Origin of the sequence: Microbacterium sp. 69-10 (assembly GCF_001897945.1) — a bacterium.
In the GTDB taxonomy this organism is placed as follows: Bacteria; Actinomycetota; Actinomycetes; order Actinomycetales; family Microbacteriaceae; genus Microbacterium.
Genome location: NZ_MKRT01000021.1, coordinates 53,562 through 76,601, shown reverse-complemented (window position 1 = coordinate 76,601; position 23,040 = coordinate 53,562). Strand labels below are relative to the sequence as shown.

General features: G+C 69.6%; 28 protein-coding genes, 1 tRNA gene and 1 pseudogene. 12 read left to right on the top strand and 18 right to left on the bottom strand.

Annotated elements, in window-relative coordinates; genetic code table 11:
- Window positions 1-19: 19 nt before the first annotated feature.
- Complete coding sequence (locus BGN97_RS08870) at window positions 20-1,003, bottom strand: hypothetical protein (protein ID WP_292700228.1); 984 nt, start codon at window positions 1,001-1,003, stop codon at window positions 20-22.
- A complete protein-coding gene (locus tag BGN97_RS08865) occupies window positions 1,000-2,040 on the bottom strand; it encodes an FUSC family protein (protein ID WP_292700225.1) in 1,041 nt (346 codons plus the stop codon). The genes BGN97_RS08870 and BGN97_RS08865 overlap by 4 nt, the downstream gene beginning before the upstream one ends.
- A gap of 199 nt (window positions 2,041-2,239) precedes the next feature.
- Here BGN97_RS08865 and BGN97_RS08860 point away from each other — a divergent pair, with 199 nt between their 5' ends.
- Window positions 2,240-2,950 (top strand): lysophospholipid acyltransferase family protein, encoded by a 711-nt coding sequence (locus BGN97_RS08860; RefSeq protein WP_292700222.1) that lies wholly within the window; start codon window positions 2,240-2,242, stop codon window positions 2,948-2,950.
- Between the two features lie 38 nt (window positions 2,951-2,988).
- Here the strand turns inward: BGN97_RS08860 and BGN97_RS08855 are convergent, their stop codons facing one another.
- Complete coding sequence (locus BGN97_RS08855; RefSeq protein WP_292700219.1) at window positions 2,989-3,228, bottom strand: hypothetical protein; 240 nt, start codon at window positions 3,226-3,228, stop codon at window positions 2,989-2,991.
- 134 nt (window positions 3,229-3,362) lie between these two features.
- On the opposite strand from BGN97_RS08855, the gene BGN97_RS08850 reads away from it, so the two are divergent.
- From BGN97_RS08850 to BGN97_RS08840, 3 genes are all read left to right on the top strand, one after another.
- On the top strand, window positions 3,363-3,866 hold the full coding sequence (locus tag BGN97_RS08850; protein ID WP_292700216.1) for an SRPBCC family protein: 504 nt from the start codon (window positions 3,363-3,365) through the stop codon (window positions 3,864-3,866).
- A 2-nt stretch (window positions 3,867-3,868) separates the two neighbouring features.
- On the top strand, window positions 3,869-5,338 hold the full coding sequence (locus BGN97_RS08845) for an NAD(P)/FAD-dependent oxidoreductase (protein WP_292700335.1): 1,470 nt from the start codon (window positions 3,869-3,871) through the stop codon (window positions 5,336-5,338).
- Between the two features lie 114 nt (window positions 5,339-5,452).
- Window positions 5,453-5,650: a hypothetical protein gene (locus tag BGN97_RS08840; RefSeq protein ID WP_292700213.1), complete on the top strand. Its 198-nt coding sequence runs from the start codon at window positions 5,453-5,455 to the stop codon at window positions 5,648-5,650.
- A gap of 216 nt (window positions 5,651-5,866) precedes the next feature.
- Here BGN97_RS08840 and BGN97_RS08835 read toward each other — a convergent pair whose 3' ends face one another.
- Window positions 5,867-7,078 carry a Fic family protein gene (locus BGN97_RS08835; protein ID WP_292700209.1) on the bottom strand — a complete coding sequence of 404 codons (1,212 nt, stop codon included), beginning with the start codon at window positions 7,076-7,078 and terminating at the stop codon, window positions 5,867-5,869.
- Window positions 7,079-7,235: 157 nt separating this feature from the next.
- Window positions 7,236-7,326 (bottom strand) — tRNA-Ser (locus tag BGN97_RS08830).
- A gap of 96 nt (window positions 7,327-7,422) precedes the next feature.
- Here BGN97_RS08830 and BGN97_RS08825 point away from each other — a divergent pair.
- Window positions 7,423-8,199 carry a hypothetical protein gene (locus BGN97_RS08825; protein WP_292700206.1) on the top strand — a complete coding sequence of 259 codons (777 nt, stop codon included), beginning with the start codon at window positions 7,423-7,425 and terminating at the stop codon, window positions 8,197-8,199.
- On the opposite strand, the pseudogene BGN97_RS08820 reads toward BGN97_RS08825, so the two are convergent.
- From BGN97_RS08820 to BGN97_RS08805, 4 genes and pseudogenes are all read right to left on the bottom strand, one after another.
- Window positions 8,153-8,440, bottom strand: a pseudogene (locus BGN97_RS08820) (aldehyde dehydrogenase (NADP(+))); the annotation flags it as partial. The gene BGN97_RS08825 and the pseudogene BGN97_RS08820 overlap by 47 nt on opposite strands.
- A gap of 16 nt (window positions 8,441-8,456) precedes the next feature.
- Window positions 8,457-9,122: a GntR family transcriptional regulator gene (locus BGN97_RS08815; protein WP_292700203.1), complete on the bottom strand. Its 666-nt coding sequence runs from the start codon at window positions 9,120-9,122 to the stop codon at window positions 8,457-8,459.
- Between the two features lie 52 nt (window positions 9,123-9,174).
- Window positions 9,175-10,233 (bottom strand): hypothetical protein, encoded by a 1,059-nt coding sequence (locus BGN97_RS08810; protein ID WP_292700200.1) that lies wholly within the window; start codon window positions 10,231-10,233, stop codon window positions 9,175-9,177.
- A 41-nt stretch (window positions 10,234-10,274) separates the two neighbouring features.
- Entirely contained in the window at window positions 10,275-10,850 is a 576-nt protein-coding gene (locus BGN97_RS08805; RefSeq protein WP_292700198.1) for an ATP-binding protein, read from the bottom strand.
- Window positions 10,851-10,888: 38 nt separating this feature from the next.
- Here BGN97_RS08805 and BGN97_RS08800 point away from each other — a divergent pair, with 38 nt between their 5' ends.
- Window positions 10,889-11,365, top strand: a complete 477-nt coding sequence (locus BGN97_RS08800) for a diadenosine tetraphosphate hydrolase (protein WP_292700194.1) — start codon at window positions 10,889-10,891, stop codon at window positions 11,363-11,365.
- A 161-nt stretch (window positions 11,366-11,526) separates the two neighbouring features.
- Here the strand turns inward: BGN97_RS08800 and BGN97_RS08795 are convergent, their stop codons facing one another.
- Complete coding sequence (locus BGN97_RS08795) at window positions 11,527-12,162, bottom strand: helix-turn-helix domain-containing protein (protein ID WP_292700192.1); 636 nt, start codon at window positions 12,160-12,162, stop codon at window positions 11,527-11,529.
- 128 nt (window positions 12,163-12,290) lie between these two features.
- Here BGN97_RS08795 and radA point away from each other — a divergent pair, with 128 nt between their 5' ends.
- Window positions 12,291-13,661, top strand: coding sequence for a DNA repair protein RadA (gene radA / locus BGN97_RS08790; RefSeq protein ID WP_292700190.1), 1,371 nt, complete (start codon window positions 12,291-12,293; stop codon window positions 13,659-13,661).
- Here the strand turns inward: radA and BGN97_RS08785 are convergent, their stop codons facing one another.
- From BGN97_RS08785 to BGN97_RS08770, 4 genes are all read right to left on the bottom strand, one after another.
- Window positions 13,662-14,072, bottom strand: coding sequence for a dehydrogenase (locus tag BGN97_RS08785; RefSeq protein ID WP_292700188.1), 411 nt, complete (start codon window positions 14,070-14,072; stop codon window positions 13,662-13,664).
- A 263-nt stretch (window positions 14,073-14,335) separates the two neighbouring features.
- Complete coding sequence (locus BGN97_RS08780; RefSeq protein ID WP_292700185.1) at window positions 14,336-14,998, bottom strand: hypothetical protein; 663 nt, start codon at window positions 14,996-14,998, stop codon at window positions 14,336-14,338.
- 9 nt (window positions 14,999-15,007) lie between these two features.
- Entirely contained in the window at window positions 15,008-15,511 is a 504-nt protein-coding gene (locus tag BGN97_RS08775) for an amino-acid N-acetyltransferase (protein WP_292700183.1), read from the bottom strand.
- A 204-nt stretch (window positions 15,512-15,715) separates the two neighbouring features.
- Window positions 15,716-18,463, bottom strand: coding sequence for an AAA family ATPase (locus BGN97_RS08770; RefSeq protein ID WP_292700180.1), 2,748 nt, complete (start codon window positions 18,461-18,463; stop codon window positions 15,716-15,718).
- 382 nt (window positions 18,464-18,845) lie between these two features.
- On the opposite strand from BGN97_RS08770, the gene BGN97_RS08765 reads away from it, so the two are divergent.
- Genes BGN97_RS08765 through BGN97_RS08755 form a run of 3 tightly spaced genes read left to right on the top strand, consistent with a single transcriptional unit; the run spans window position 18,846 to window position 20,463 of the window.
- Window positions 18,846-19,460: a hypothetical protein gene (locus BGN97_RS08765; protein WP_292700178.1), complete on the top strand. Its 615-nt coding sequence runs from the start codon at window positions 18,846-18,848 to the stop codon at window positions 19,458-19,460.
- Window positions 19,460-20,227, top strand: coding sequence for a DUF2975 domain-containing protein (locus BGN97_RS08760; protein WP_292700175.1), 768 nt, complete (start codon window positions 19,460-19,462; stop codon window positions 20,225-20,227). The genes BGN97_RS08765 and BGN97_RS08760 overlap by 1 nt, the downstream gene beginning before the upstream one ends.
- The gene (locus BGN97_RS08755; protein ID WP_292700172.1) at window positions 20,224-20,463 is read left to right on the top strand and encodes a helix-turn-helix transcriptional regulator; all 240 of its coding nucleotides are present in this window, start codon (window positions 20,224-20,226) and stop codon (window positions 20,461-20,463) included. Before BGN97_RS08760 ends, BGN97_RS08755 begins: the two co-directional genes overlap by 4 nt.
- Window positions 20,464-20,478: 15 nt before the next feature.
- Here the strand turns inward: BGN97_RS08755 and BGN97_RS08750 are convergent, their stop codons facing one another.
- Together BGN97_RS08750 and BGN97_RS08745 are read right to left on the bottom strand one after the other, a co-directional pair.
- Window positions 20,479-20,883: a carboxymuconolactone decarboxylase family protein gene (locus tag BGN97_RS08750; protein WP_292700169.1), complete on the bottom strand. Its 405-nt coding sequence runs from the start codon at window positions 20,881-20,883 to the stop codon at window positions 20,479-20,481.
- Window positions 20,876-21,289, bottom strand: coding sequence for a MerR family transcriptional regulator (locus BGN97_RS08745; RefSeq protein WP_292700166.1), 414 nt, complete (start codon window positions 21,287-21,289; stop codon window positions 20,876-20,878). Before BGN97_RS08745 ends, BGN97_RS08750 begins: the two co-directional genes overlap by 8 nt.
- A gap of 238 nt (window positions 21,290-21,527) precedes the next feature.
- On the opposite strand from BGN97_RS08745, the gene BGN97_RS08740 reads away from it, so the two are divergent.
- Window positions 21,528-21,770 carry a helix-turn-helix transcriptional regulator gene (locus tag BGN97_RS08740; protein WP_292700163.1) on the top strand — a complete coding sequence of 81 codons (243 nt, stop codon included), beginning with the start codon at window positions 21,528-21,530 and terminating at the stop codon, window positions 21,768-21,770.
- Window positions 21,754-22,071, top strand: a complete 318-nt coding sequence (locus tag BGN97_RS08735; RefSeq protein WP_292700160.1) for a HipA N-terminal domain-containing protein — start codon at window positions 21,754-21,756, stop codon at window positions 22,069-22,071. Before BGN97_RS08740 ends, BGN97_RS08735 begins: the two co-directional genes overlap by 17 nt.
- A gap of 12 nt (window positions 22,072-22,083) precedes the next feature.
- On the opposite strand, the gene BGN97_RS08730 is transcribed toward BGN97_RS08735, so the two are convergent.
- Window positions 22,084-22,407 carry a YbjQ family protein gene (locus BGN97_RS08730; protein ID WP_292700157.1) on the bottom strand — a complete coding sequence of 108 codons (324 nt, stop codon included), beginning with the start codon at window positions 22,405-22,407 and terminating at the stop codon, window positions 22,084-22,086.
- 32 nt (window positions 22,408-22,439) lie between these two features.
- Window positions 22,440-23,040: BRCT domain-containing protein (locus tag BGN97_RS08725; protein ID WP_363331423.1), on the bottom strand; the 601-nt coding region annotated here is incomplete at its 5' end.

The window sequence follows — 23,040 nt, the reverse complement described above, 5'->3', positions numbered from 1 at the left end:
GCGTGCTTCCCGTCCGGTGCTATGGCTCGCGCGGCGTCCAGGTCGTCATCCCCTTCGCACGCCCCGTCTCGGCCGACAGCCCGGCCAGTTCCAGCGAGCGCCGCACATGCCGCGGCAAGCCGGGCAGCGCCGCCGCGGCGCCCTTCGGCACGCGGGCGAGACCCGCGATGAGCGAGACGTCCACGGCATCCGTGCACACCTCCACGCGCGCCTCCTCGCTGTCGGTGCGCCAGCGCAGCATCCGGATGTCGGCGAAGTCCACCTCGAACCGCTCGGCATCCGCGACGACCCGCATCCTGCCCGGCGCGAACCACACAGACGCCTCGATCGTGCGGCGATGGTAGTAGGCCATCAGTCCGTAGTAGGCGGGGAGCCCGATCACCGTGCCGAGCAGGATGACCGTCATCTTCGGCCCCAGCACGAACGCGTCGAACGCGATCAGCAGGGCGACGGCGCTCCCTCCGAGCACGACGACCAGGACGACCACGGCGATCCGCAGGTCCCGGATGGGCATGCGCACGGCGGGGAAGCGCACGATCGAGCCGTCCTTCTCGCGCCCGAAACCCGGCACGGTCTTCTCCACCCGCGGTCGCTGCACGGCGCTCGTGACACGACCGATCAGGGCGAGCCAGATCCAGCCGATCGCCGGGATCGCCGCCATCTGCAGCAGCACGAGCAGCGCCCGGGACCAGTCCGGGAGGCCCGCCTGCGGGATGACGTGACCGAAGATCACCGTGGCCACGACGGCGGCGGCCAGCACGGCGACCACCACGTGCAGCACGAGCCCGCGGCGCTGCGGCATCCGCAGGGTGAGGTTCACGAAGGAGAACCCGAAGGTCCAGCCGCCGACGAGCGTGAGCAGATACGGCAGCAGATCGAGGCCGACGCCGGAGAGGTACCAGGGCAGCGCGATGAGCAGCAGCAGGGCGCCCCAGACCCACGGACTGCGCCACGGACGCCAGGGCCGGGGACGGACCTCGGCCTCCACCTCCACGAGCGTCATTCGGCGGGCTCCGTCGCACGATCGCGCGGCCAGAGCACGCGCCACGCGACCAGCGCGAGAGCCGACCCGATCAGCGTGTCCAGCATCCGGTGCACGGCCCACGTCGCGACGGCGCCGCTGGGCAGGCCGATGAGCATGATGGCGCCGAAGGCGCCCAGCGCCGCACCCACCACGGGGTACCGCTCCTGACCGGCGAGCCCGACCAGGAGTGCGCAGACCGCGATCACGGCCAGCACGAGCGGGGGCAGGAACAGCGACAGGATGCTGACCACGATCACGCCGACGACCGTGCCCACGACGCGGGTGAGCATCACGCGCATCGGTGGCTTGCCGGTCGGCATCAGGATCGTGAGCGCCGCGAGGAACGCCCAGTAGGCGTCGCGCCCGCCGAGCGCGGCGAACATCAGCATGGCCAGAGCGATGGGCAGCGCACGGCGGATGCCGTCGTGCAGGTGCTCGTCGCGCTCGCGGATCGAGCGCATCACACCCTGTCCGAGGGACACCTCCGGCTTCGGCGGTCGCACGAACCGGCCGCGCGCACGGACCAGGCCGACGACCACACCCGCAACCGCGCCGATCGCGCATCCGACGACCACGACCAGCAGCTGCTGCGCGACCTCGCCGGTCGGATCGCCGCCCAGCACCCGCACCGAGGTGGAGAAGGCGAAGGCGAACGTGGCGATGAGACCGAGCCCCGCGCCGAGCGGCGATGCGCCCGCGGCCAGCGACGAGGCGATCACGATCAGCGCGATGACCAGGGCGGCCAGCAGCGGCAGCGGTGCGACCAGGATGCCCAGGCTCGCGCAGACGAGCGCCACCAGCATCCCGGGCAGGACGACCGCCCCGACGAGCGGGCCCGGCACGCGCCCGCACAGGCCCATCACCAGGGCACCGCACAGTCCCCCGACCAGTGCGACCAGCGGATGGGCGAACGGAACGAGCACGGCCGAGGCGAGCACGAAGCCGGGCGCGAGATGCGCCACGAAGGCGACGTTCCATGCCGCCTCTGCGCGCGCGAACAGGCGGGCGAGGTTCATCCGATCAGGATGGCACAGCGGGGCGGCTCGCTCTGCGCGGGGGATCAGAGATGTGCCTCCACCCGCGGCGTACGAACACGGCCGGCCATCGACTGGGTGAGTGCGCGAGGTTCTAGAGGTTGCGTTCGAGGGGAGGCGGCGCGAAGCGCCGGCTCCCCCTTCGCTGCGCGCGGCGTCGGCGGACGGATAGGGTGGCGAGGTGACAGCATCCGCTTCGCCGAGCCCGAATCCCGCGCCGCGCGCGGGTGCCGTCTACTTCCTGGGGCGGGCGATCCTTCGGCCCCTGTTCTGGCTGATGTACCGTCCGCGCATCGTCGGGCGGGCGAACGTGCCCGAGCACGGGCCGGTGCTGCTGGTGAGCAACCATCTGTCGTCCCTCGACACCGTCATCATCCCGACGTCCGCCGTCCGCCCCGTGCAGTTCCTGATCAAGGCGTCGTACTTCGCGGGTTCGGGGACGCTCGGACGCTTCAAGCGCTGGTTCTTCGGTTCGATCGGGGGCGTCCCGGTGCATCGCGCGACCGGCCGTGACGCCCGTGCCGCGCTGGACGCAGGGAGCAGCATCCTGCGAGCCGGGAGCGTCTTCGCCGTGTTCCCGGAGGGGACGCGGTCGCGCGACGGGAAGCTGCACGAGGGTCACGGCGGGGCGGCGTGGATGGCCCGCGACACAGGGGCCGCTGTGGTGCCCGTCGGGCTGATCGGCACCGGGACGGTCAGGCCGCTGAGCCATCTGCTGCCTGGCAGGCCGCGGCTCGAGGTCCGCTTCGGCGAGCCGCTCGATCTCAGCGATCTCGCCGGGATGCCCGACGGCAGGGCTCGTCGTGAGATCACCGAGCGCATGATGGCCGCCATCGCGCGCCTGAGCGGGCAAGAGCGCTCCGGCAGCGTGAACGCGAGTTCGCGCGACTGAGCCGAGTGCTCCCGCGTCTCGCCGCCGTCGGCTCGCGGTCAGCCGTAACCGCGGCGGAGCAGCATGGTCGCCGCGCGCGCGAAGTCACCCGGTGACGGGATCTCGAAGTCGAGCGCGTTGGCGTTGCGGGTGATGATGTTGAACACGGCGCCGACGCTGGGCCGCCCGGCGCCGGCATCGACGGCGCCGGCGTTCGCCCCCGGTGCGCCCGCGCCGACGGTGCGCGCCTGCACCCGCAGTCGCTCTGCGAGTTCGCGATGCGAGGCATCCGTCGACATGCCCCGATGCTACTCGCGGTGGTTGCAGCGGCCCGTGCCATACGGCGCCGGAGTGCGCAACCCGCTGTCCGGCGATGATCGCGGCGATTACGTTCGGGGCGACCGGCATCGGCGACGAGAAGAGGAGACGCGAGATGGCCCGCAATGCGAGGGTGATGCACTGCACACCGGAGGACGTGTTCGACGTGCTGGCCGACGGCTGGCTGTATCCGTCGTGGGTGGTCGGGGCATCCCGCATGCGCGACGTGGACGAGGACTGGCCACGGCCCGGTGCGCGCCTGCACCACTCGATCGGGGTCTGGCCGATGCTGATAAACGACGAGACCGTGGCGGAGGAGTTCGAGCCTCCGCGGGCCATGGTGATGCGCGCGACGGGCTGGCCGGTGGGCGAGGCCCGGGTCACGCTGCACGTCAAACCGCGCGGGTCCCATACGATCGTGCGCATGCAGGAGGAAGCGATCGCAGGTCCCGCGAGATACGTTCCGCGCGCGATCATGGACATCATGCTGCAGTGGCGCAATGCCGAGACCCTGCGTCGTCTCGCGTTCCTCGCCGAAGGGCGGGCCTCAGGGCGTGCCGGTGAGCCGGTGACGCCCTCCGCGATTCCCGCCGACGGATCGGAGATGCCCGCATCGTGAACATGCTCCCTGGTGACGCCGGGCTGGACGCGATCGTCGTCGGTGCCGGCCCGAACGGCCTCGCCGCCGCCGTGACGCTCGCCCGCGCAGGTCTGCGGGTGCGCGTCTACGAGCGGGCGGACCAGGCCGGCGGCGGGGCCAGCACGCGCGAGCTGACGCTCCCGGGGTTCCATCATGACGTGTGCTCGGCGGTGCATCCGATGGCCTTCGAGTCGAGGTTCTTCCGCGAGTTCGGGCTGGCCGACAGGGTCGAGTTCATCACGCCGGAGGTGTCGTTCGCGCAGCCGCTCGACGGCGGGCGCGCCGCCGTCGCCCACCGCGATCTCGAGCGCACCAGCGCCGGGCTCGGTGCGGACGGACCCGCGTACGACCGGCTGATGCGCCCGCTGGCCGAGCGCTCCACCGAGGTCGCCGATTTCACCGGGTCGTCACTGCTGCGCATCCCGCGCAACCCGCTCATGGCCGTCGCCTTCGGGTTGCGGGCACTCGAGCAGGGCACGCCGGCGTGGGGCATCCGCTTCCGGGAGGACCTGGCGCCTGCCCTGCTCACCGGGGTGGCCGCGCACACGATCCTGGCGCAGCCGAGCATCGCCGGCGCGGGCGCGGGGCTCGCTCTCACCGCCTTCGCGCACGCGCGCGGCTGGCCGATCCCGATCGGCGGCAGTCAGGCGATCTCGGATGCCATGGTCGACGATCTGCGCGCGCACGGCGGCGAGCTGGTGCTCGAGCATGAGGTCACGTCGCTCGCCGAGCTGCCGCCCTCGACGGTCACGCTGCTGGACGTGACGCCCAAGGCGCTGATCCGCCTGGCCGGTGATGCGATGCCCGGCAGGTACCGCCGGGCGCTGGAGGCGTTCCGCTACGGCGACGGCGTCGCGAAGGTCGACTTCGCCCTGAACGCACCCGTGCCCTGGACGAATCCCGACCTGCACCTGGCGGGGACAGTGCACGTCGGCGGCACGCGCGCCGAGATGGCGGATGCCGAGAACCAGGTGCAGCAGGGCCGCCATCCCGAGCATCCCTACGTGCTCGTCTCTCAGCCGTCGCTGTTCGACGCGGGCCGTGCGCCGGCGGGGATGCACACCCTCTGGACCTACACGCACGTGCCAGCGGGCAGCGACGTCGATCGGCGGGAGGCCGTGATCGCGCAGATCGAGCGGTTCGCTCCGGGGTTCCGCGACACGATCGTCGCGACCAGCTCGCGCAGCGCGCGGGAGGTCGAGGAGCACAACCCGAACTACCCCGGCGGGGACATCGCCGCCGGTGCCCCCGGGCTGTGGCAGCTGTTCCGCCGTCCCGTGCTCAGCCCCGACCCGTGGCGCACCCCCATACCGGGCGTCTACCTCGCCTCGGCGTCGGCGTCGCCGGGACCGGGCGTGACCGGGATGCCCGGGTGGCTCGCCGCGCTGAGCGCGCTGCGGCACGAGTTCGGCACGCGGACGCTGCCGGATCTGTCGCCGATGAGGGGCTGACCCGGGCCCTCGTCCGGCGGTTCGGCGCCTTGGGCGGTTCCCGTTCGACACCTCGGAACTCGGCGGACAGTCCGCGGGAATGCGGTCAACCGAGGCATCGGCAAAGATGACTTCATGAGCACACTCGGCGATGTCATCACCCCGGCAGAACTCGGCCGCGAACTTGGTCACAACGACGGAGAACGCCCAGGCATCACCGTGCGTCGCTACTTGCGCGAGCGCTACCCAGACCATCCGAAGAACCAGCGCTGGGAGCTTACGCTTGAACAAGCTGACGACGTGCGCGCTTACTTCCGCGGTCGATCCTCGTGAGTGTCGTGAAGACGCGAGAGTTCGCCGCGGCGGCCGAAAGTCAGTGGCAATAGCCATGACGCTGATCGAACCACCCCCACGCGACCCACTCAGCGGGCCATGCTCCGCGTCAGGAAGCAGGTTCGACAGCCACTGCATCACGGCCTGGGCCGTGGGCGCGTTCACTCTTGAGCATGCTGGCCGACAGCGGCGTCGCGATCGAGTATGACGGTGCAGTCAGGTCATCATCGCCACTTGAATGCGCCGGTCGAGATCGTCGAGCTCGGCAAGCAGCTCGGACGCGACCCAGACTCGATCACGCTTGCGGCCTGTGATCTCCTCGATGAACCCGGCTTCGACGAGCTGATCGATCGCCAGGTAGGCCGCGGGCGTAGACGATCCAGATCGCCGTTCGATCTCTGCCGCGGTCATGACCGGGTGGTCGTAGAACGCCGGGATCAGCGCCGCAGCCGCAGAACCCTTCCGGGGCTTCAGCTCATCCATCCACTCGTCCGGGAGGGCCTTGATGCGAGCGATGGAGTCGCGGGAACAGATCGCGGCAGACCGCGCCGATCGTGCGAAGAGGTCGATCAGCGGCGCCGGCTCACCCTTCCGGTAGTCGCCGAGGGCGGCGAAGTAGGCCTCGCGCTTCGCGAGCAGGCCGCTGGCGAGAGGGACGACGGCGTTGCGGGTCACACCTCGCCGGCGGAACACGGCCGACACCATGGCGCGACCGATGCGACCGTTGCCGTCGGTGAACGCGTGGATCGATTCGAACTGGGCATGACCGATCGCCGCCTGCGTCAGCACAGGTACGTCATCGCGATTGAGATAGGTGATCAGGTCCTCGATGAGTGCGGGCACCCGCTCTGGAGCCGGCGGGACATGCAGGGCGTCTCGAGGGGAGTAATCGCTTCCACCGATCCAGTTCTGCAGGTCGCGCAGCCGCCCGGCGTAGTCGGCTTCCATCGGATCGTCCTTCATCAGTGCGCGGTGCGCCACCAGCAAATCGTCGAGCTCGAAGCGTCCGCGCTCTCCGACGGCGGTCACCAGACTGTGCAGCGCGGTGCTCGCCGCCACCATGCTCGTCGCGGAGGTGTTCGAGCGGTTGCCGGCCAGGGCCTTGGCGTAGTCCACTGCATCTGCGGTGATGCGCTCGATCTTCGATGAGGCGACAGACTCGGTGCGCATCATGAAGCGACTCATCGCCGCCGAGTGCCCTTCGGCATCGGTGTCCGCCTGTGCGGCGGCGAGCAGAGCCTCCTCGGAGGTGACGGTCGTCTTGACGGGCGGGAGGTAGTCCCGCTCCGCGATCATCGGAGGGATCGTCGCGTCGACGGAACTGAGCATCCGGTCAGCCCGGGTGCCAGCGCGCATCTGCTGACGCCAGGGCAGCGTCTCGACGTCGTGCGCAGGCCACGGGGTGCCGACCAGCTCAGGAGACTCCATACATTGATTGTCTCACATGTTATTCCATTTTAAGATGCATAACCTTAACTAGCGAGCTGACTATTCCAGGACACCTCCGCCACACGTCAACCCCACACACAACAAAAAAGTCCTGAGCCACGACCTCGATGTAATCGAAGTCGCGACTCAGGACACATGGCGGTGACGGTGGGATTTGAACCCACGGTAGGGGGTTACCCTACACAACTTTTCGAGAGTTGCACCTTCGGCCGCTCGGACACGTCACCGTCGTCCAGCTTACGATACGGACGGGCCTGCGCGCGAATCGAGGCGCGAAGCCGCGCAGGCTAGCGCGTGACATATTACCGAGCTAGGCTCGACTCATGCCCGACGTGATCGCCGACCTCACCCTCGTAGGCGCCCAGTCCATCGCCGAACGGGTCAGCATGTCCGCCGCGATCGCCGAGCTGCAGCGCGTCCTGCGTGCCGGATTCGATCCCGAGGGCGACCTCCCCCGCGGCATCCTCGACGTGCCCAACGGGCAGCTGCTGCTCATGCCCGCTGCCGTCGACGGCGCCGTCGGCCAGAAGTTCGCCACGGTCGCGCCCGGCAACCCCGCGCTCGGGCTCGAGCGCATCCAGGCGGTGTACATCCTGCTCGACGGCACCACCCTCGCGCCGACCGCGGTCCTCGACGGCACCGCGCTCACCAGCCTGCGCACCCCCGCGGTCTCCATCGCCAGCGTCGACCTGCTCGCCCGGCCGGATGCCGGCGACGTGGTCATCTTCGGCACCGGGCCGCAGGCCGTCCGTCACGTCGAGGCGCTCCAGGCCATCCGCGCGCTGCGCACCGTCCGCCTGATCGGCCGCGACGCCGATCGCGCCGCGGCGGCGGTCGAGGAATCCCGCGCGTTCGCCCCGGATGCCGAGATCACCGTCGGAACCCCGGATGCCGTGCGCGCCGTACCCGCTGCTGCATCTGCGCCTGCGCGGCTGACGCCGTCACCCGACTCCGCCCGCGTACGTCGAGAGCACGGGACCTCGCCGAACGCACGGGAACTTCGCGTGAAGCAGCCGTGCACTCGCCGAGATGCCGTGCTCTCGACGGAAAGAGTCAGCGCACCGAAGCGCCCCACGAGGTCGAGTTGCCGGCACGGCTGATGCTCTGCGGCAAACCCCAGGGGTTCGCATCCTGCAGCGGAGCGGGCAGCAGCTCCTGCGGGGCGCCCTGGTACGCCACGCCGCGCAGGAAGCGCGTGATGGCCGCGGTGCCGACGCTGGTGCCGTCGCTCGTGGTGGCCGGGTACGGGCCGCCGTGCTGCATGGCCGGGGTGACCGAGACGCCGGTCGGCCAGCCGCCGAACAGCACACGGCCGTTGGTCTCGGCGAGCGCGTCGACGAGTTCGGCCAGCGATAGGTCACTCCTCCTCGTGGCCGCTCCAGACGCCGCCGACGTGGTGGATGTGCCTGCGCATGAGCGCTTCGGCCTCCTCGCCGCGACCGGCGACGAGGAGATCGACGAGCTCGGCGTGCTCGAGGGAGGTGGAGATCAGGGCATCCGTCTCGGCCAGGCGCACGAGGCCCACCAGACGGGTCTGCTGGCGCAGCTCGCGCACGGTCTCGACCAGCTTGCGGTTGCCGGTGCACTGCAGGATGCGCAGGTGGAACTCGGTGTCGGCGGCGAGGTACTCGTCGAACTCCCCGGTCTTCGCGGCGTTCACGATGCGGTCTGCCGTCTCGCGCAGACTCGCCACGGTGGCGTCGTCGAGCATGCCGGCGACCTGTCGCATGGGCGGCGCCTCCAGCAGCATCCGCACCTCGGTCAGTTCCCGCAGCTCGTCGGGCGAGACCTCGGTCACCTCGAAGCCGCGATTGCGGATGGGGCGCAGGAAGCCGCGGCGGGCGAGGTTCAGCATCGCCTCGCGCACGGGCGTGGCACTGACGCCGAAGTCGCCGGCCAGCGTGGGCACGGTCAGCACCTGCCCCGGCGGGATCTCGCCGGAGACGATCCGCGACGCGAGCTGCCCCTCGACCTGCTCGCGCAGGCTCTCAGCGGGTGAGAGGAGGGCGCCGAAGCCGCTCATCGGTCACCGGTCACAAGGTGAGTCATGCGTCATATGCTACTCACCCGCCCCGTCACCAGGCGGAGGCGACCTCGGCGTGGGTCCGCAGAATCTCCTCGGTGGTGCCCGCCGGGGCGCGGCCGATGCCGCATTCCGTCGCGACGCCGAAGCGGTCGACGACGGCGGATGCTGCGGCGATGCGCCGTCGCGCACCCTCGGCGCCGTCCTCGCGGTGCACGAGTCCGAGGTAGAGCTCGGAGGTCGGGGCGAGGTCTGCGAGCGGGGCGAAGTAGGCCTCGTCGTCGCGGTCGATCGGCACGGGCAGGTGCAGCCAGGTGAGGTCGCGGGCGGATGCCGTGATCACCGCGTTCGCGAACCGGACGAGGGTCGCGGTGTCGGCGGGCTCGACGAAGTGCTTCTCCCCCGCGTCGCCGTAGCAGAGGTGCACGCCGGCCTCGACGTCGGCCGGGACGGCGTCGATCAGGGCGACCAGACGCTCGACGAGTCCGGCGAACGGGTCGCCGGGCCACCACGCCTCCATCGTCCGCCCGTAGCCGGAGGCGCGCTCGATGATGCCGAGCTCGCTGGCGACGTCCCACTGGATCGCGAGGTCGTCGTGCGGGATCGCGGAGAGGATGCGGTCCAGCTCGCGCCGCATCGCGGCCGTGTAGACCGGGTCGATCGCCGCGCGGTCGTCGCCGCTGAAGTAGGAGGAGACCACGGCTACGGGAGTCGGCAGCGAGACCTGGAAGCGCACACCGGCGGCGATGTCACCGGCATCGCGCAGACGCCTGAAGATCGCGTAGGACTCGATCGCGGCATCCGCGTAGCCGAGCGGCGGCAGCTGGATGCCCGCGGCGTCGACGCCCTCGGCGAGACGCAGCGGCCGGATGTCGATTCCCCGCAGCAGGCGCGGCTCGTCACCGACCCGCTCGATGCCGTCCGCCTGGCCCAGCACGTCGGGCTGGAACATGATCCAGTGGAACCGCCGACCGACCTCGCCGTCGGGGATGCGGCGCAGGAGGTCGCCGAGCATCGCGGACGCCGTGCTCATGGTCTTCTCGGCGTCGTCGTAGTTCACGCTGCCGACGAGCAGCGCGCCCTGAGGCTGGACTTCGGGGGTCTGGGGCATTCCCCCATTATCCGCCGGCGTGCTCGATCGTCATCGTCGCTTCATCCGTTTTCGTCATGGCCTCGACGCCACGGGTCGGATGCCGGACGCGCGCCCCCGGGGCCGAGCGACTCGACGATCCGGCGTGCGACCTCGGCGGGCGTCAGCGTCGTGGTGTCCACGACCTCTGCTTCCTCGCGAAGCCAGGAGCCGAACGCGCGTGCATAGGGTTCCAGGTGCTGCCGGCGGAACTCCGACGGGCCCATGATGCGGTCGCCATCGATGCGTCCTCGCAGTGTGGCCTGATCGGCGTGCAGCACGAAGTGCCTCACCGGGATCCCGTGGTCGTCGAGGCCTGCGCTGATCTCGCGCCAGTACTCCTCGACAAGCACCGTCATCGGCATCACGAGCACGCCGCCGGTGTAGTCGAGGATGCGGCGAGCGGTCTCGACGACCAGCGGCCGCCACGGAGTCCAGTGTTGGAAGTTGTCCGTCTCGGGGAGGCCGGGGTACACGTCCATCAGCGTCTCGCCGACCTTCTCAGCGTCGAACACGCGGGAGCCGGGGACCAGCTTCTGCACGAGTGCACTTGTCGTCGTCTTTCCCACACCGTGGGTGCCGTTGAGCCATACGATCACTCCCCGAGGCTAACCGCACCATCGCCTAGGCTCATCCCATGGACTGGCGTGAAGACAGGATCGGGTCGGCGGCCCGCGGCGAGAATCCGACACTGCTGGCGGCGACACCGGCGGGGTACGCCGTGATCGGCGACGTGCAGTTCCTGCCGGGGTACAGCGTGCTCCTGAGCCGGGTGCCGGATGCCACGGCGCTGGCCGACCTGCCGCGCGCGGAGCGGGTGCAGTACCTGTCCGACGTCGATCTGCTGGCGACCGCCGTGGAGCGCGCCTGCCGCGCGCACGATCCGGCATTCCGGCGCATGAACATCGAGATCCTCGGCAACACCGACGCGTTCGTGCACGCGCACATCTGGCCGCGCTACGAGTGGGAGCCGCTGGACTCCGTCCGCAAGCCGGTCTGGATGTACGACGCCTCGCACTGGCGCGACCCGGCGCATGAGCTGGATGCCCGGCACGACGCGCTTCGCGCGAGCATCACCGCGGAGCTGAACGCGCTGCTGGCCTCCGAGGCCTGATCAGGCGGCAACCGGCGTGCGGTTGACGCGGATTTGTGCGCTTCCCGCGCATGAACTCCCGGCATCCGTCCGCACGAAGCGCACAGATCCGCGCGAAGTGCACGTCTCGATTCCAGCACTGGAATCGGGTGCCCCGCGCTAAGCGCACGGCATCCGCGGCTTCAGGCGGCGTCGAGCCGCAGCTGCACCGTGCACTCCTCCGGGCGCGCGGCGGCGCGCACGCAGTCCGCGGCGAGCGGGCCGCCGGCCTGGTTCAGCACGCCCTGCATCAGTCCGAGGTGCACCTGGCACAGCGTCGGCCGGTGCTCGGGCGCGCTCGCTGCATGCGGGCAGGGGCTGAGCTCGACGGTCAGCTCGCGCTCGTCGATGACCGGCTCGAAGCCGCTCTCCTCGAGGTGCTCGATCAGGGCGTCCAGCTGGTAAGTGGCCTCCCGGCCGAGTCCCGAGTCCTCCTCGGCGAGGATGCGGCGCATCATGTCGCCGCGGCGGGCGGCCTCGGCGACCTTGTCGCGCGCGACGGGGCTGGAGGCCTCGGGCATGCCGGTCGCGGCGCTGTACAGCACGCGCGGACGGCCGCGAGTGGTGCGGTGCTCGATGCTCTGGATGACGTAGCCGCCGTCGATCAGCCGCTGCAGATGCTCGCGGACCGTGTTGGGGTGCAGGCCGGTCGCGTCGCACAGCTCGCCGATGGTGAGCTCCGGGCGGCTCTCCACGGTGCCGGCTTCGAACAGCAGGTGCAGGATCCGCACCCGCGAGTAGCTCGAGATCGGCCCGTACACGGCCCCGCCACCTGTCATGCTCCCATCCTCTCAGAGGGCCGACACGCCCGACCGGAAACGGGCCGTGAATAATGCTCCGGCGAGCGCGGATCCGGATGCCCGGCGCGCGGGCGGGCGGTGTCGGATGCCGCGGATAGCCTTGCAGCATGGCCACCACCCGTCGTCCTGCACCGCCCGCCTTCGTCTGCACGGAGTGCGGCTGGACGACGGCGAAGTGGGTGGGCCGGTGCGGCGAGTGCCAGCAGTGGGGCACGGTGCAGGAGCAGGGCGCGAAAACCGGCCTCGTCCGGCAGACGGATGCCGTGGCTCCGCCCGCCGAGCGCGCCGCGCGCCCCATCACACAGATCACCACCAGCGACGCCCCGCGCCGCTCGAGCGGCGTCGACGAGTTCGACCGGGTGCTCGGCGGCGGGATCGTGCCGGGTGCGGCGATCCTGCTCAGCGGCGAACCCGGGGTCGGCAAGTCGACGCTGCTGCTCGAGGTGGCGGCGTCCACCGCCCGGTCCGGTCGGCGGGTGCTGTACGCGAGCGCAGAGGAGTCGCCCGCCCAGGTGCGGCTGCGCGCCGAGCGCACCGGCGCCCTGCACGACGAGCTCTACCTCGCCAGCGAGACCGACCTCGCCACGATCCTCGGGCACATCGACGAAGTCAGGCCCGATCTGGTCATCGTCGACTCGGTGCAGACCGTCGCATCCGGCCTGATCGACGGCGCCGCGGGCCAGCCCAGCCAGGTGCGCGAGGTGGCGGCGACGCTGATCCGCATCGCGAAGGACCGCGGACTGCCGGTGATCATCGTCGGCCACGTCACGAAGGACGGCCAGGTCGCCGGCCCTCGTGTGCTGGAGCATCTCGTCGACGTGGTGTGCCACTTCGAGGGCGACCGGCAGACCGCACTGCGGTTCATCCGTGCGCTGAAGAACCGGTTCGGCCCGACCGACGAGGTCGGATGCTTCGAGATGACCGGCGCCGGCATCGCCGAGGTGCCCGACCCCAGCGGGCTGTTCCTCTCGCAGGGCGCCGCTGAGCCCGGCACCTGCGTGGCCATCGCGATGGAGGGCCGGCGTGCTCTGCCGGTGGAGGTGCAGGCGCTGACCATCGCCACCGCCGCACCGAACCCGCGTCGCGTGGCGCACGGCCTGGACTCGTCGCGGGTGGCGATGGTGCTCGCGATCCTGGAGCGGCGAGCGGGCATCGAGACGTCCAAGCTCGACGTGTACGTGTCGACCGTGGGCGGGGTGCGCTTCACCGAGCCCGCCGCCGACCTGGCGATCGCCGTGGCCGTGGCCGGCGCGATCACACAGCGGTCGGTGCCCCGCACGATCGCCGCCGTCGGCGAGTTGTCGCTGGCCGGAGAGATCCGTCCCGTGACGCAGGCACCGCAGCGCCGCAGCGAAGCGGCCCGGCTCGGCTACCGCCAGGTGGTCGACGATCGCTCGAAGACGCTGCGCTCCGCGCTCAGCGACATCCGCTCGCACACGACCGAGCGACGCCCCGAAGGGGACATCCCGCCGTTCTGATCAGGCCTCGAGCGCTTTCAGCAGCTCCTCCGGCGACGCCTGCATGGGGTGGGGCCCGGCGATGTCGAGGAACACCGTGGTGATGGTCTCGCGGTGCGTGGTCAGGAACGCCCGCAGCCATGCCGGCGAGTAGATGCCCACGCCGGGCGGCAGGTTCGCGGGCTTGTGCTTCGCGTCGCTGAACAGCAGCAGTGCCACCTCCCCCGTGCCCGCGTCACGGTAGGTCCAGACCTCGCCGCCGTCGAGCGGGTTGTCTCGCGGACCGGGCTTGATCAGGGGGACGACCGTGTTGCCGTTGCGCAGCGCCAGGGCGACCGCTGCCATGTCCTGCTTCTCGAGCGCCTGCGCGAGGGCCTCGGAGCGGAAATCCTGGGGTGCGGGGCGCTTCGCGCCGGCCCTCTTCTTCGCCATGGTTCTCAGCCTAGGAGACGCGACCTGAGAGGGACCGTCGGCTGGACGGAGTGGGGCCCTCTCGAATCCTCCATTGGGGACTGGGGTACTCGAGAGGGCCCTCTGGCTCTCACCACGATGATTGTCGAAGCGCTGGGGACGCTGATACCGACACCACTGGGGATGGCTTCACCGTACTGTTCGGAGAACCACACTCCACGGTATCCCAAAATACTGGTCCGCGGGGCGGAAATTCAGATCTGATCCGCGTGAAGCCCCACGTATCAGCGCAGGATGATCTGCCGCGTGCTCGCGCTGGCGAAGCCGCCGATGGAGACCTCGACGTGGTACGAGGCCCCGCCGCCCGGGGCGCGGGCACGGTTCTGCTGGTCGCAGGTGCCGACCGCCGAGCGGGTGCGGTCCCACACGACCGGAGTCTTCGTGCTCACGGTCGCGCCCGCCGTGAGCGTCGCGATCTGATCGCTCGGATCGGTCTGGCAGTCCGTCGAACGCCACCAGACGTCGTTGCCGCTCGTGATCGTGAACTTCTGCGTCGCCGACCCGACGTTCATCGTGCAGTCGCGGTCGCTCTTGTTGGTGAGCGTGATCGACAGCTTCGGCAGCGCGTCCGCGGCATAGGTCTCGGCATCCGTCACCGCGGTCACCTCGACGTCGCCGGCCTCGCAGGCGACCAAACCCGGAGTCGCGGACGGGTCTCCCGACGGATCCGGGCTCGCCGAGTCCGACGGCGTCGTGGGCGGAGCATCCGTCGCCGTCCCGCCCGTCGGCGGAGCGGCCGACGTCTTCGGCGCCGGCTCTGCGCCCGTCTTCCACGGCTGCGCGATGGCCACCCACAGTCCGCCCGTGATCACAGCGAGCACCACGATGAGGATCAGCAGGACGGCGAGTCTCCGGCGGCGATAGACGGCGGCGGACTGACGGGGCATGCCTCCAGGCTAGACGAGGTGCTTGAGCATCCTGGTGTTGCCGAGCGTGTTGGGCTTGACGTGCGCGAGGTCGAGGAACTCCTCCACGCCGGCGTCACCGCTGCGCAGCAGCTGCGAGTAGACGTCGGGATCGACGATGTGCTCGCCGATCGGCTCGAACCCCCGGCGGGTGAAGAAGCCCGTCTCGAAGGTGAGGCAGAACAACCGGGACAGGCCGAGCTCGCGGGCACGCTGCTCCAGTGCCTCGACGATCGCGCGACCGACGCCGTGGTGCAGGAAGTCGTCGCGCACGAGCAGTGTGCGCACCTCGCCGAGGTCCTCCCACATGACGTGCAGGGCGCCGCATCCGATCAGCTCGCCGTCCGCCTCGGCGACCACGAACTCCTGCACGGCGCCGTAGAGGATCGCGAGGTCCTTGCCGAGCAGGATGCGTCGCTCGACCAGCGGCTCCAGGAGCGCATGGATGCCGTTGATGTCGGAGGCGCGGGCCGCGCGGAGGGTGTACTCGCTCACGCTTCCAGATTAGGACGCGGCCCGCCCGGAACCTGCGAAGGGCTCCCCGATTCGCTGCGCGCTCCGCCCTTCTCGGGGCCCATATGGCTGCCTCCGCGCACCGGAGAGCGCCATTCGGGCCCCGAGCAGGCGACTCGGGAGGCCCGGGACGCGACAGGGCCCGGATGCCGAAGCATCCGGGCCCTTGGTGTCCGTGCGGACCGGTCAGCCTGCGGCCAGATCCGGGGTGGACGGGATCGTCGGGGTGGTGTTGACACCGACCGAGACCTTCTCGCCTCGCGGGGCCGCGTCGAAGGTGAACCTACCGTCGACGACGTCGACCTTCACGTGGTCGCCGCTGTTCAGCTCACCGTGCAGGATCTTCTCGGAGAGCTGGTCCTCGACCTCGCGCTGCATGGCGCGGCGCAGCGGCCGGGCGCCGAGCGCCGGGTCGAAGCCGATCTCGATGAGCTTGTCCTTCGCGGCATCCGACAGCTCCACCGTCATGTCGCGGTCGAGCAGGCGGTCGGCCAGCTGCTTGACGAACAGGCCCACGATCTGACGGAGCTCGTCCTTGTTCAGCTGCGGGAACACGATGACGTCGTCGAGACGGTTCAGGAACTCGGGCTTGAAGTGACGCTTGAGCTCCTCGTCGACCTTGCCCTTCATCCGCTCGTAGGTGGTCTGGGAGTTGCCCTCCACCTGGAAGCCGACCGGGCCACCGGCGATCGCCGACGAGCCGAGGTTGGTCGTCATGATGATCACGGTGTTCTTGAAGTCGACCACGCGACCCTGACCGTCGGTCAGGCGACCCTCTTCGAGGATCTGCAGCAGCGAGTTGAAGATGTCGGGGTGTGCCTTCTCGATCTCGTCGAACAGTACGACGGAGAACGGCTTGCGGCGCACCTTCTCGGTGAGCTGGCCGCCCTCTTCGAATCCGACGAACCCGGGAGGGGCGCCGAACAGACGCGAGACGGTGTGCTTCTCACCGAACTCCGACATGTCGAGGGAGATCAGGGCCGCCTCGTCGTCGAACAGGAACTCGGCGAGCGCCTTGGCGAGCTCGGTCTTTCCGACGCCGGTGGGGCCGGCGAAGATGAACGAGCCGGAGGGACGCTTCGGGTCCTTCAGGCCTGCGCGCTGGCGGCGGATCGTGCGGGAGAGGGCGGCGATCGCCTCCTCCTGTCCGATGACGCGCTGGTGCAGCGCCTTCTCCATGAACACGAGGCGGCTGGACTCCTCCTCCGTGAGCTTGAAGACGGGGATGCCGGTGGCCTGGGCGAGCACCTCGGCGATCAGGCCCTCGTCCACGACCGCGGGGGTCGAGACGTCGCCGCTCTTCCACTGCTTCTCCAGGCGCAGCCGCTCGCCGAGCAGCTCCTTCTCCTGGTCGCGCAGAGCCGCGGCCTTCTCGAAGTCCTGCTCCTCGGAGGCGGCCTCCTTGTCCTCGCGGACCTTGGCGATCCTCTCGTCGAACTCGCGCAGCTCGGGCGGGGAGGACAGGATGCTCAGGCGCAGACGTGCACCGGCCTCGTCGATCAGGTCGATCGCCTTGTCCGGGAGGAACCGGTCGCTGACGTACCGGTCGGCGAGGTTCGCCGCGGCGACGAGCGCGCCGTCGGTGATCTGCACCTTGTGGTGCGCCTCGTAGCGGTCGCGCAGCCCCTTCAGGATGTTGATCGCGTGCGGCAGCGTGGGCTCGTTGACCTGCACCGGCTGGAAGCGGCGCTCGAGCGCGGCATCCTTCTCGAAGTACTTGCGGTACTCGTCGAGCGTGGTCGCGCCGATGGTCTGCAGCTCGCCGCGGGCGAGCAGCGGCTTGAGGATGCTGGCCGCGTCGATCGCGCCCTCGGCGGCACCCGCACCCACCAGGGTGTGGATCTCGTCGATGAAGACGATGATGTCGCCGCGGGTGCGGATCTCCTTGGTGACCTTCTTCAGGCGCTCCTCGAAGTCACCGCGGTAACGGGAACCGGCGATGAGCGAGCCCAGGTCGAGCGAGTAGAGCTGCTTGTCCTTGAGCGTCTCGGGCACGTCGCCCTTGACGATGGCCTGCGCCAAACCCTCGACGACGGCGGTCTTGCCGACGCCGGGCTCGCCGATCAGGACGGGGTTGTTCTTGGAGCGGCGCGAGAGGATCTGCATGACCCGCTCCGCCTCCTTCTCGCGCCCGATCACCGGGTCGAGCTTGCCCTCGCGGGCGGCCTGGGTGAGGTTGCGACCGAACTGGTCGAGCACCTGCGAACCACCCTGCGCGGATGCCGGGCCCTCGTTCGCCTGCGCACCGACCGTGGCGGCCTCGCGCCCGCCGGGGGCGCCGGAGAGCAGCTGGATGACCTGCTGGCGCACCTTGTTCAGGTCGGCGCCGAGCTTGACGAGCACCTGGGCTGCGACGCCCTCGCCCTCGCGGATGAGGCCGAGCAGGATGTGCTCGGTGCCGATGTAGTTGTGGCCGAGCTGCAGCGCCTCGCGCAAGGACAGCTCGAGCACCTTCTTGGCGCGCGGGGTGAAGGGGATGTGGCCGGTCGGCTGCTGCTGGCCCTGGCCGATGATGTCCTGAACCTGCTCGCGCACCGCGTCGAGGGAGATGCCCAGGCTCTCGAGCGCCTTCGCAGCGACACCCTCACCTTCGTGGATGAGGCCGAGCAGGATGTGCTCGGTGCCGATGTAGTTGTGGCCGAGCTGCAGCGCCTCGCGCAAGGACAGCTCGAGCACCTTCTTGGCGCGCGGGGTGAAGGGGATGTGGCCGGTCGGCTGCTGCTGGCCCTGGCCGATGATGTCCTGAACCTGCTCGCGCACCGCGTCGAGGGAGATGCCCAGGCTCTCGAGCGCCTTCGCAGCGACACCCTCACCTTCGTGGATGAGGCCGAGCAGGATGTGCTCGGTGCCGATGTAGTTGTGGTTGAGCATCTTCGCCTCTTCCTGGGCGAGGACGACCACACGACGGGCTCGGTCCGTGAATCTCTCGAACATGCTGTGACTCCTTGGCTCTACGCCTGGCGCACAGCTTCAGCTGCGGCCTTGTATCGAGGGTAACGACCGGCGCGGGGTCGAACGGCCGTGTTCGCCGTCGGCATACGCCGTGCGTCGGATTGGGTCGTCGGATGCTGCGGCTCGTGGGCTTCGAGATTTCTGTGGGGCGGGCTCCGCGAAGCTTCCGTCGTTCGCAGCCCTTCGTCTCGCTTCGCTCGCTCAGGACCCACGGGGCCCCTCCCGCTGCGCGGGCCCCTCCCCGATGCTCACTCCCGGAAGCTTCGCTGCGCCCTCACGTTCAAGAGACCTTGACGCCCTTATCGACTGTCGTTATGTTAACGAAAAGCGATAACAACGATTGTCGATACGGAGGGTTGAGGGGATGAACAGCAGGAACAGGGGGATGCCGCTGGCCGAGGCCGTCACGCTCGGACTGGTGGCTACGGGAGCGGTGAGCATCGCGATCGCGGCGCTGACGGGGGCGGTGGGCAGGGCGATCGAGATCTTCTCCTCGCCGGTCGCGGTGGACATGCCGGTGCACGATGCCGAGGTGCCGGCGCTCGCGGGCGCCGCAGGGGTGGCATCCGCCGAGTTCACGGAGTCGACGGTGTCGTTCGAGACGCTGGACGCCGGCGTCCGCTGGCTCCTGCTGGGCGAGACGGTGCTGCCGGCGCTGGCCACCATCATGGTCTGCATGACGCTGTGGTGGCTCGGGTTCTCGCTGATCCGTCAGCGGGCGTTCCGCCGGTCCATGGTGCCCGTGCTGGCAACGGCGTCGCTGAGCCTGATCGTCGCGGGGATGATCGCGCCGCTGCTCGGCGGGATCGCGCGGGCCGAGGCCGTGAAGGCGCTGCCCGAGCCGGCATCCGAGATGTTCTGGACGTTCCTGGTGCGGCTCGACGCGAGCCCGATCGGCTGGGGCATCGCGCTCGCGCTGATCGCCGCCGCGTTCGAGGTGGGCCGGCGGATGCAGCGCGACACGGAAGGACTGGTCTGATGCAACTCACATCGGATGATCTGCTCGGCGGGCTGGGATGGATCGCGCTGTGGCTCGCGATCGCGGGCGTGATCGTGGCCTTCTCGATCTGGCGTGCCCGCCGGCACGGCAGCACCACGCTCGCGCTGGACGTGACGCGCAACGCGTCTCTCGCTTACCTGGCCCTCTGCGCCACGGGGATCGTGATGAACGGGGTCCGCTATCTGGGCTCTGGCTCCCTGACCCTTGACGACGCGACGCAGCGTCAGGTGACGCAGCAACAGAGTTGGATACGCAGCCCCACCTGCGATGCGACCGGCACGTTCCAGGTGGAGCTCGATCCCGTCGTAGGTCCAGCGCCGATCTCCTACTGCCAGGGCTGGATCGACAATGCGCCCATCGGCCCGCGCCTCGTGATCTGCCTCGGTGTGCTGCTCAGCATCCTCGCATCCGCCGCGATCGCCTGGGCGATCTACACCGCGACCAGGCGCGCCCGGCTGCGCGACCCGTTCCACCCGTCCGTGTCACGCACATTCGGCATCGCGTCGATCTCGGTCATGATCGCCGGCGCACTGAGCGCGATCGTGACATCGATCGGCATGACTCTGGCCGCTCGCTCGTTGGATTGGGCCTCGGATGCGCACCCCATCCCGTTCGAGCTCAGCGTCCCGCTCTGGCCGTTCGCCGTCGCCGTCGGGCTGTTCGCCCTGTCGGCGATCTTCCGCTACGGCGCACAGCTGCAGCGCGAGAAGGAGCAGCTGCAGCGCGAGACGGACGGTCTCGTATGAGCCCCGCCGACGCGGACGACGAGTTCACCGGCATCCATTGCCGGCTCGACGAGCTGCTCGCCGAGCGCGGCATGACGCTGACCGAGCTGAGCGCGCGGGTCGGCGTCAGCATCGTGAACCTGTCCGTGCTGAAGAACGACCGCGCACGGGCGATCCGCTACTCCACGCTGCGCGCGATCTGCGACGCGCTGGAATGCGAGGTCGGGGAGTTGCTGGTGCTCGCGCCGCAGGCATGAGCACCAGCCCCGCCGTCATACGACCGGAAGCAGACCACGCTCGGCGAAGACCTTCTTCGCAGTGAACGTCGCATTGAGAGCACGCGGGAAGCCGCAGTAGACGGCGGACTGCAGCAGCGCCTCGGTGATCTGGTGCGCGGTGAGCCCGACGTTGAGCGCCGCGTTGATGTGCACCTCGAGCTGAGGTTCGCATCCGCCGAGTGCCGTGAGCATGCCGAGGGTGACGAGCTGGCGATCCCGCGGCTCCAGCCCGGGCCGCGAGTAGATGTCCCCGAACCCCCAGGCGACGACCTGGTGCGCGAGCTCCGGCGAGACATCTCCCAGGGCCTCGACGACGTTCGCTCCCCCGGCGCCGTCGATCGAGTCGAGCACCGCCTTGCCTCGCTCGAATCGCTGCTGCCGATCGCTGATGTCAGTCATTGTCTGTTCCGTTCTCTCGTGGTGTGTCCTGCGTGGCCAGGGCGGCCCGATACGTCGTGATCTTGTTCGTGAGCGCTTCTCCGTGTGCGCGCAGCAGCGCCAGCTGAGCTCGCAGCACCCCCTGATGCTGTTCAAGCAGCCGCATCCGTGGCGCGATCGTGGCCGAGCCCTGTTCGCGGAGTTCGGCGTACTCGCGCATGAGCGCGATCGGCATGCCCGTCTCTCGGAGACGCAGCAGGAACCTGACCCACTCGACGTCGGCTCCGGAATACCGGCGTTGGTTGCCGGAATTGCGTGCCACCACGCTGATCAGGCCGATCTTCTCGTAGTAGCGCAGGGTGTGGGCACTCACCCCCGTGACAGCGACCATCTGCGCCACAGTGAGATGCGTCTCGTTCTTCGCCATATCTGAAGGCTAGAAGTTGGAGTGCACTCCAGGTCAAGCGATCAGGGGAACTGCGGCGATCACCCGACTGGATCAGCCGCACCGGCGTCCCGTACTCGGCGACTCTGCCGTCAGCAGTGAGAAGCGTGACGCCTTCCGTGCGCGCCTGGGCGACAGACAGGCGATCGAATGGGCCGGGTGCGGTATCGCGATATCACGATACCGGATCGATATCGTGATATTCCGATAGGAGGATGCCATGGAACGTCGCGCCCGGCTGCGCACACCTGCGGATATCGGCCTCGCGCTGCAGCAGTCCCGGATCGCGAGCGGCATGACGCAGACCGAACTCGCCGCCGAACTCGACATCCCGCAGAGCACGGTGAGCGAGATCGAGAGCGGCAAGGCGACGATCCACGTGCGCCGCATTCTGGACATGGCTCGCGCCTCCGGACTGGAGCTGTCGGCGACCTGGACCGAGGACCATGCGACTCGCGGTTGAGCTGTACGGCACGCCGATCGGCTCCCTTGAAGGCGATGCGCGAACGTTCGACTTCACTCCGAGCGATGCCGCGATCGAGCGATTCGGAACGAACAGTCCGGTGCTGTCTGTCGCGATTCCCCTGACGCCGACGCAGCGCCGGGACCGAGCCGGCCGGCGACGGAACTGGTTCAGCGAGCTGCTTCCCGAGGGCGACCGGATGGAGCAGCCGCTCGATGGCGCGGCTCCTTCCATGCACGCCCGGATTCAGACGTTCATCGCCAATCTGCTGTCGGGCCGGGCGATGGGCGCAAGCCACTGAGGGCAGGGAGTCTCAGGATGCCGCAGGTTCGAGCGGCTCGATGACCACCGCCGTGCCGTAGGCGCAGATCTCGAAGAAGTTCTGGACGGAGCTGTTGTCGTACCGCATGGCGACGACCGCGTTGGCACCGCGCTGCACGGCCTCCGACCACATGCGGTTCACCGCCTCCATCCGGCTCTCGTAGAGCACCTGGCTGAACTCGGGGATCTCGCCACCGCCGAGCGAGCGGAAGCCGGCCGTGAAGCCCTGCCCGAAGCTCGAGGAGCGCACGGTCAGGCCCATCACCTCGCCGAGCACCTGCGTGATCCGGTAGCCCGGAACGTCGTTCGTCGTCATCGTGAACATGCGTCAGCTCCCCTGTGTGCAGATCAGCTCTTCGTCTGAAGATACGCCTCGAACACCGGCTCGAACTCGGCCTCGGTGACGATCGGGATGCCGTGCGCGCGGGCGGTCTTCGCCTTGCCCGTCTGGCTCGCAGCATCCGCCGCGACCAGCACCGCGCAGCTCTTCGTGACGCTACCGGTCACGAGGCCGGCATCCGTGACGAGTCGTGCCCAGTCCTCGGCGGGGCGGCTCAGAGCGCCGTCGAAGACGACGCGCGTTCCAGGCGCGAGGGTGAAGGTACTGTCGGTGCCGGCCGGCTCGTCGACCTCGGGGATCTCAGGCACCGGCAGATCGAGGATCGTCGCGATCTGGACGAGCTCGCGGCGTTCGTCGGCGGTGACGACGCCGTCGGCGAGCACCTCGACGTAGGCGGCCGCGAGGTACGAGGCGTGCAGGGTGACGAGTCGCTGAGGACTGAGCTGGGTCAGTTCCGCGATCGCGTCGAGGCGGGAGTACTCGCCGGTCGAGATCAGTCCGTCCTCCAGCACGCGGATCAGCATGTCGAGATAGACGGCGGATGCCGCGTCCAGCGTGCCCTGAGGGATGCTGACGCGCTCCCACAGGGGGCGCTCAGCCGTGTCGACG

Excerpts from the sequence above, each read along its gene's own strand:
- BGN97_RS08870 (WP_292700228.1), bottom strand. The coding sequence starts at position 1,003 with ATGACGCTCGTGGAGGTGGAGGCCGAGGTCCGTCCCCGGCCCTGGCGT.
- BGN97_RS08865 (WP_292700225.1), bottom strand. The coding sequence starts at position 2,040 with ATGAACCTCGCCCGCCTGTTCGCGCGCGCAGAGGCGGCATGGAACGTC.
- BGN97_RS08855 (WP_292700219.1), bottom strand. The coding sequence starts at position 3,228 with ATGTCGACGGATGCCTCGCATCGCGAACTCGCAGAGCGACTGCGGGTG.
- BGN97_RS08850 (WP_292700216.1), top strand. The coding sequence starts at position 3,363 with ATGGCCCGCAATGCGAGGGTGATGCACTGCACACCGGAGGACGTGTTC.
- BGN97_RS08845 (WP_292700335.1), top strand. The coding sequence starts at position 3,869 with ATGCTCCCTGGTGACGCCGGGCTGGACGCGATCGTCGTCGGTGCCGGC.
- BGN97_RS08840 (WP_292700213.1), top strand. The coding sequence starts at position 5,453 with ATGAGCACACTCGGCGATGTCATCACCCCGGCAGAACTCGGCCGCGAA.
- BGN97_RS08835 (WP_292700209.1), bottom strand. The coding sequence starts at position 7,078 with ATGGAGTCTCCTGAGCTGGTCGGCACCCCGTGGCCTGCGCACGACGTC.
- BGN97_RS08825 (WP_292700206.1), top strand. The coding sequence starts at position 7,423 with ATGCCCGACGTGATCGCCGACCTCACCCTCGTAGGCGCCCAGTCCATC.
- BGN97_RS08815 (WP_292700203.1), bottom strand. The coding sequence starts at position 9,122 with ATGAGCGGCTTCGGCGCCCTCCTCTCACCCGCTGAGAGCCTGCGCGAG.
- BGN97_RS08810 (WP_292700200.1), bottom strand. The coding sequence starts at position 10,233 with ATGCCCCAGACCCCCGAAGTCCAGCCTCAGGGCGCGCTGCTCGTCGGC.
- BGN97_RS08800 (WP_292700194.1), top strand. The coding sequence starts at position 10,889 with ATGGACTGGCGTGAAGACAGGATCGGGTCGGCGGCCCGCGGCGAGAAT.
- BGN97_RS08795 (WP_292700192.1), bottom strand. The coding sequence starts at position 12,162 with ATGACAGGTGGCGGGGCCGTGTACGGGCCGATCTCGAGCTACTCGCGG.
- radA (WP_292700190.1), top strand. The coding sequence starts at position 12,291 with ATGGCCACCACCCGTCGTCCTGCACCGCCCGCCTTCGTCTGCACGGAG.
- BGN97_RS08785 (WP_292700188.1), bottom strand. The coding sequence starts at position 14,072 with ATGGCGAAGAAGAGGGCCGGCGCGAAGCGCCCCGCACCCCAGGATTTC.
- BGN97_RS08780 (WP_292700185.1), bottom strand. The coding sequence starts at position 14,998 with ATGCCCCGTCAGTCCGCCGCCGTCTATCGCCGCCGGAGACTCGCCGTC.
- BGN97_RS08770 (WP_292700180.1), bottom strand. The coding sequence starts at position 18,463 with ATGTTCGAGAGATTCACGGACCGAGCCCGTCGTGTGGTCGTCCTCGCC.
- BGN97_RS08765 (WP_292700178.1), top strand. The coding sequence starts at position 18,846 with ATGAACAGCAGGAACAGGGGGATGCCGCTGGCCGAGGCCGTCACGCTC.
- BGN97_RS08760 (WP_292700175.1), top strand. The coding sequence starts at position 19,460 with ATGCAACTCACATCGGATGATCTGCTCGGCGGGCTGGGATGGATCGCG.
- BGN97_RS08755 (WP_292700172.1), top strand. The coding sequence starts at position 20,224 with ATGAGCCCCGCCGACGCGGACGACGAGTTCACCGGCATCCATTGCCGG.
- BGN97_RS08750 (WP_292700169.1), bottom strand. The coding sequence starts at position 20,883 with ATGACTGACATCAGCGATCGGCAGCAGCGATTCGAGCGAGGCAAGGCG.
- BGN97_RS08745 (WP_292700166.1), bottom strand. The coding sequence starts at position 21,289 with ATGGCGAAGAACGAGACGCATCTCACTGTGGCGCAGATGGTCGCTGTC.
- BGN97_RS08740 (WP_292700163.1), top strand. The coding sequence starts at position 21,528 with ATGGAACGTCGCGCCCGGCTGCGCACACCTGCGGATATCGGCCTCGCG.
- BGN97_RS08735 (WP_292700160.1), top strand. The coding sequence starts at position 21,754 with ATGCGACTCGCGGTTGAGCTGTACGGCACGCCGATCGGCTCCCTTGAA.
- BGN97_RS08730 (WP_292700157.1), bottom strand. The coding sequence starts at position 22,407 with ATGACGACGAACGACGTTCCGGGCTACCGGATCACGCAGGTGCTCGGC.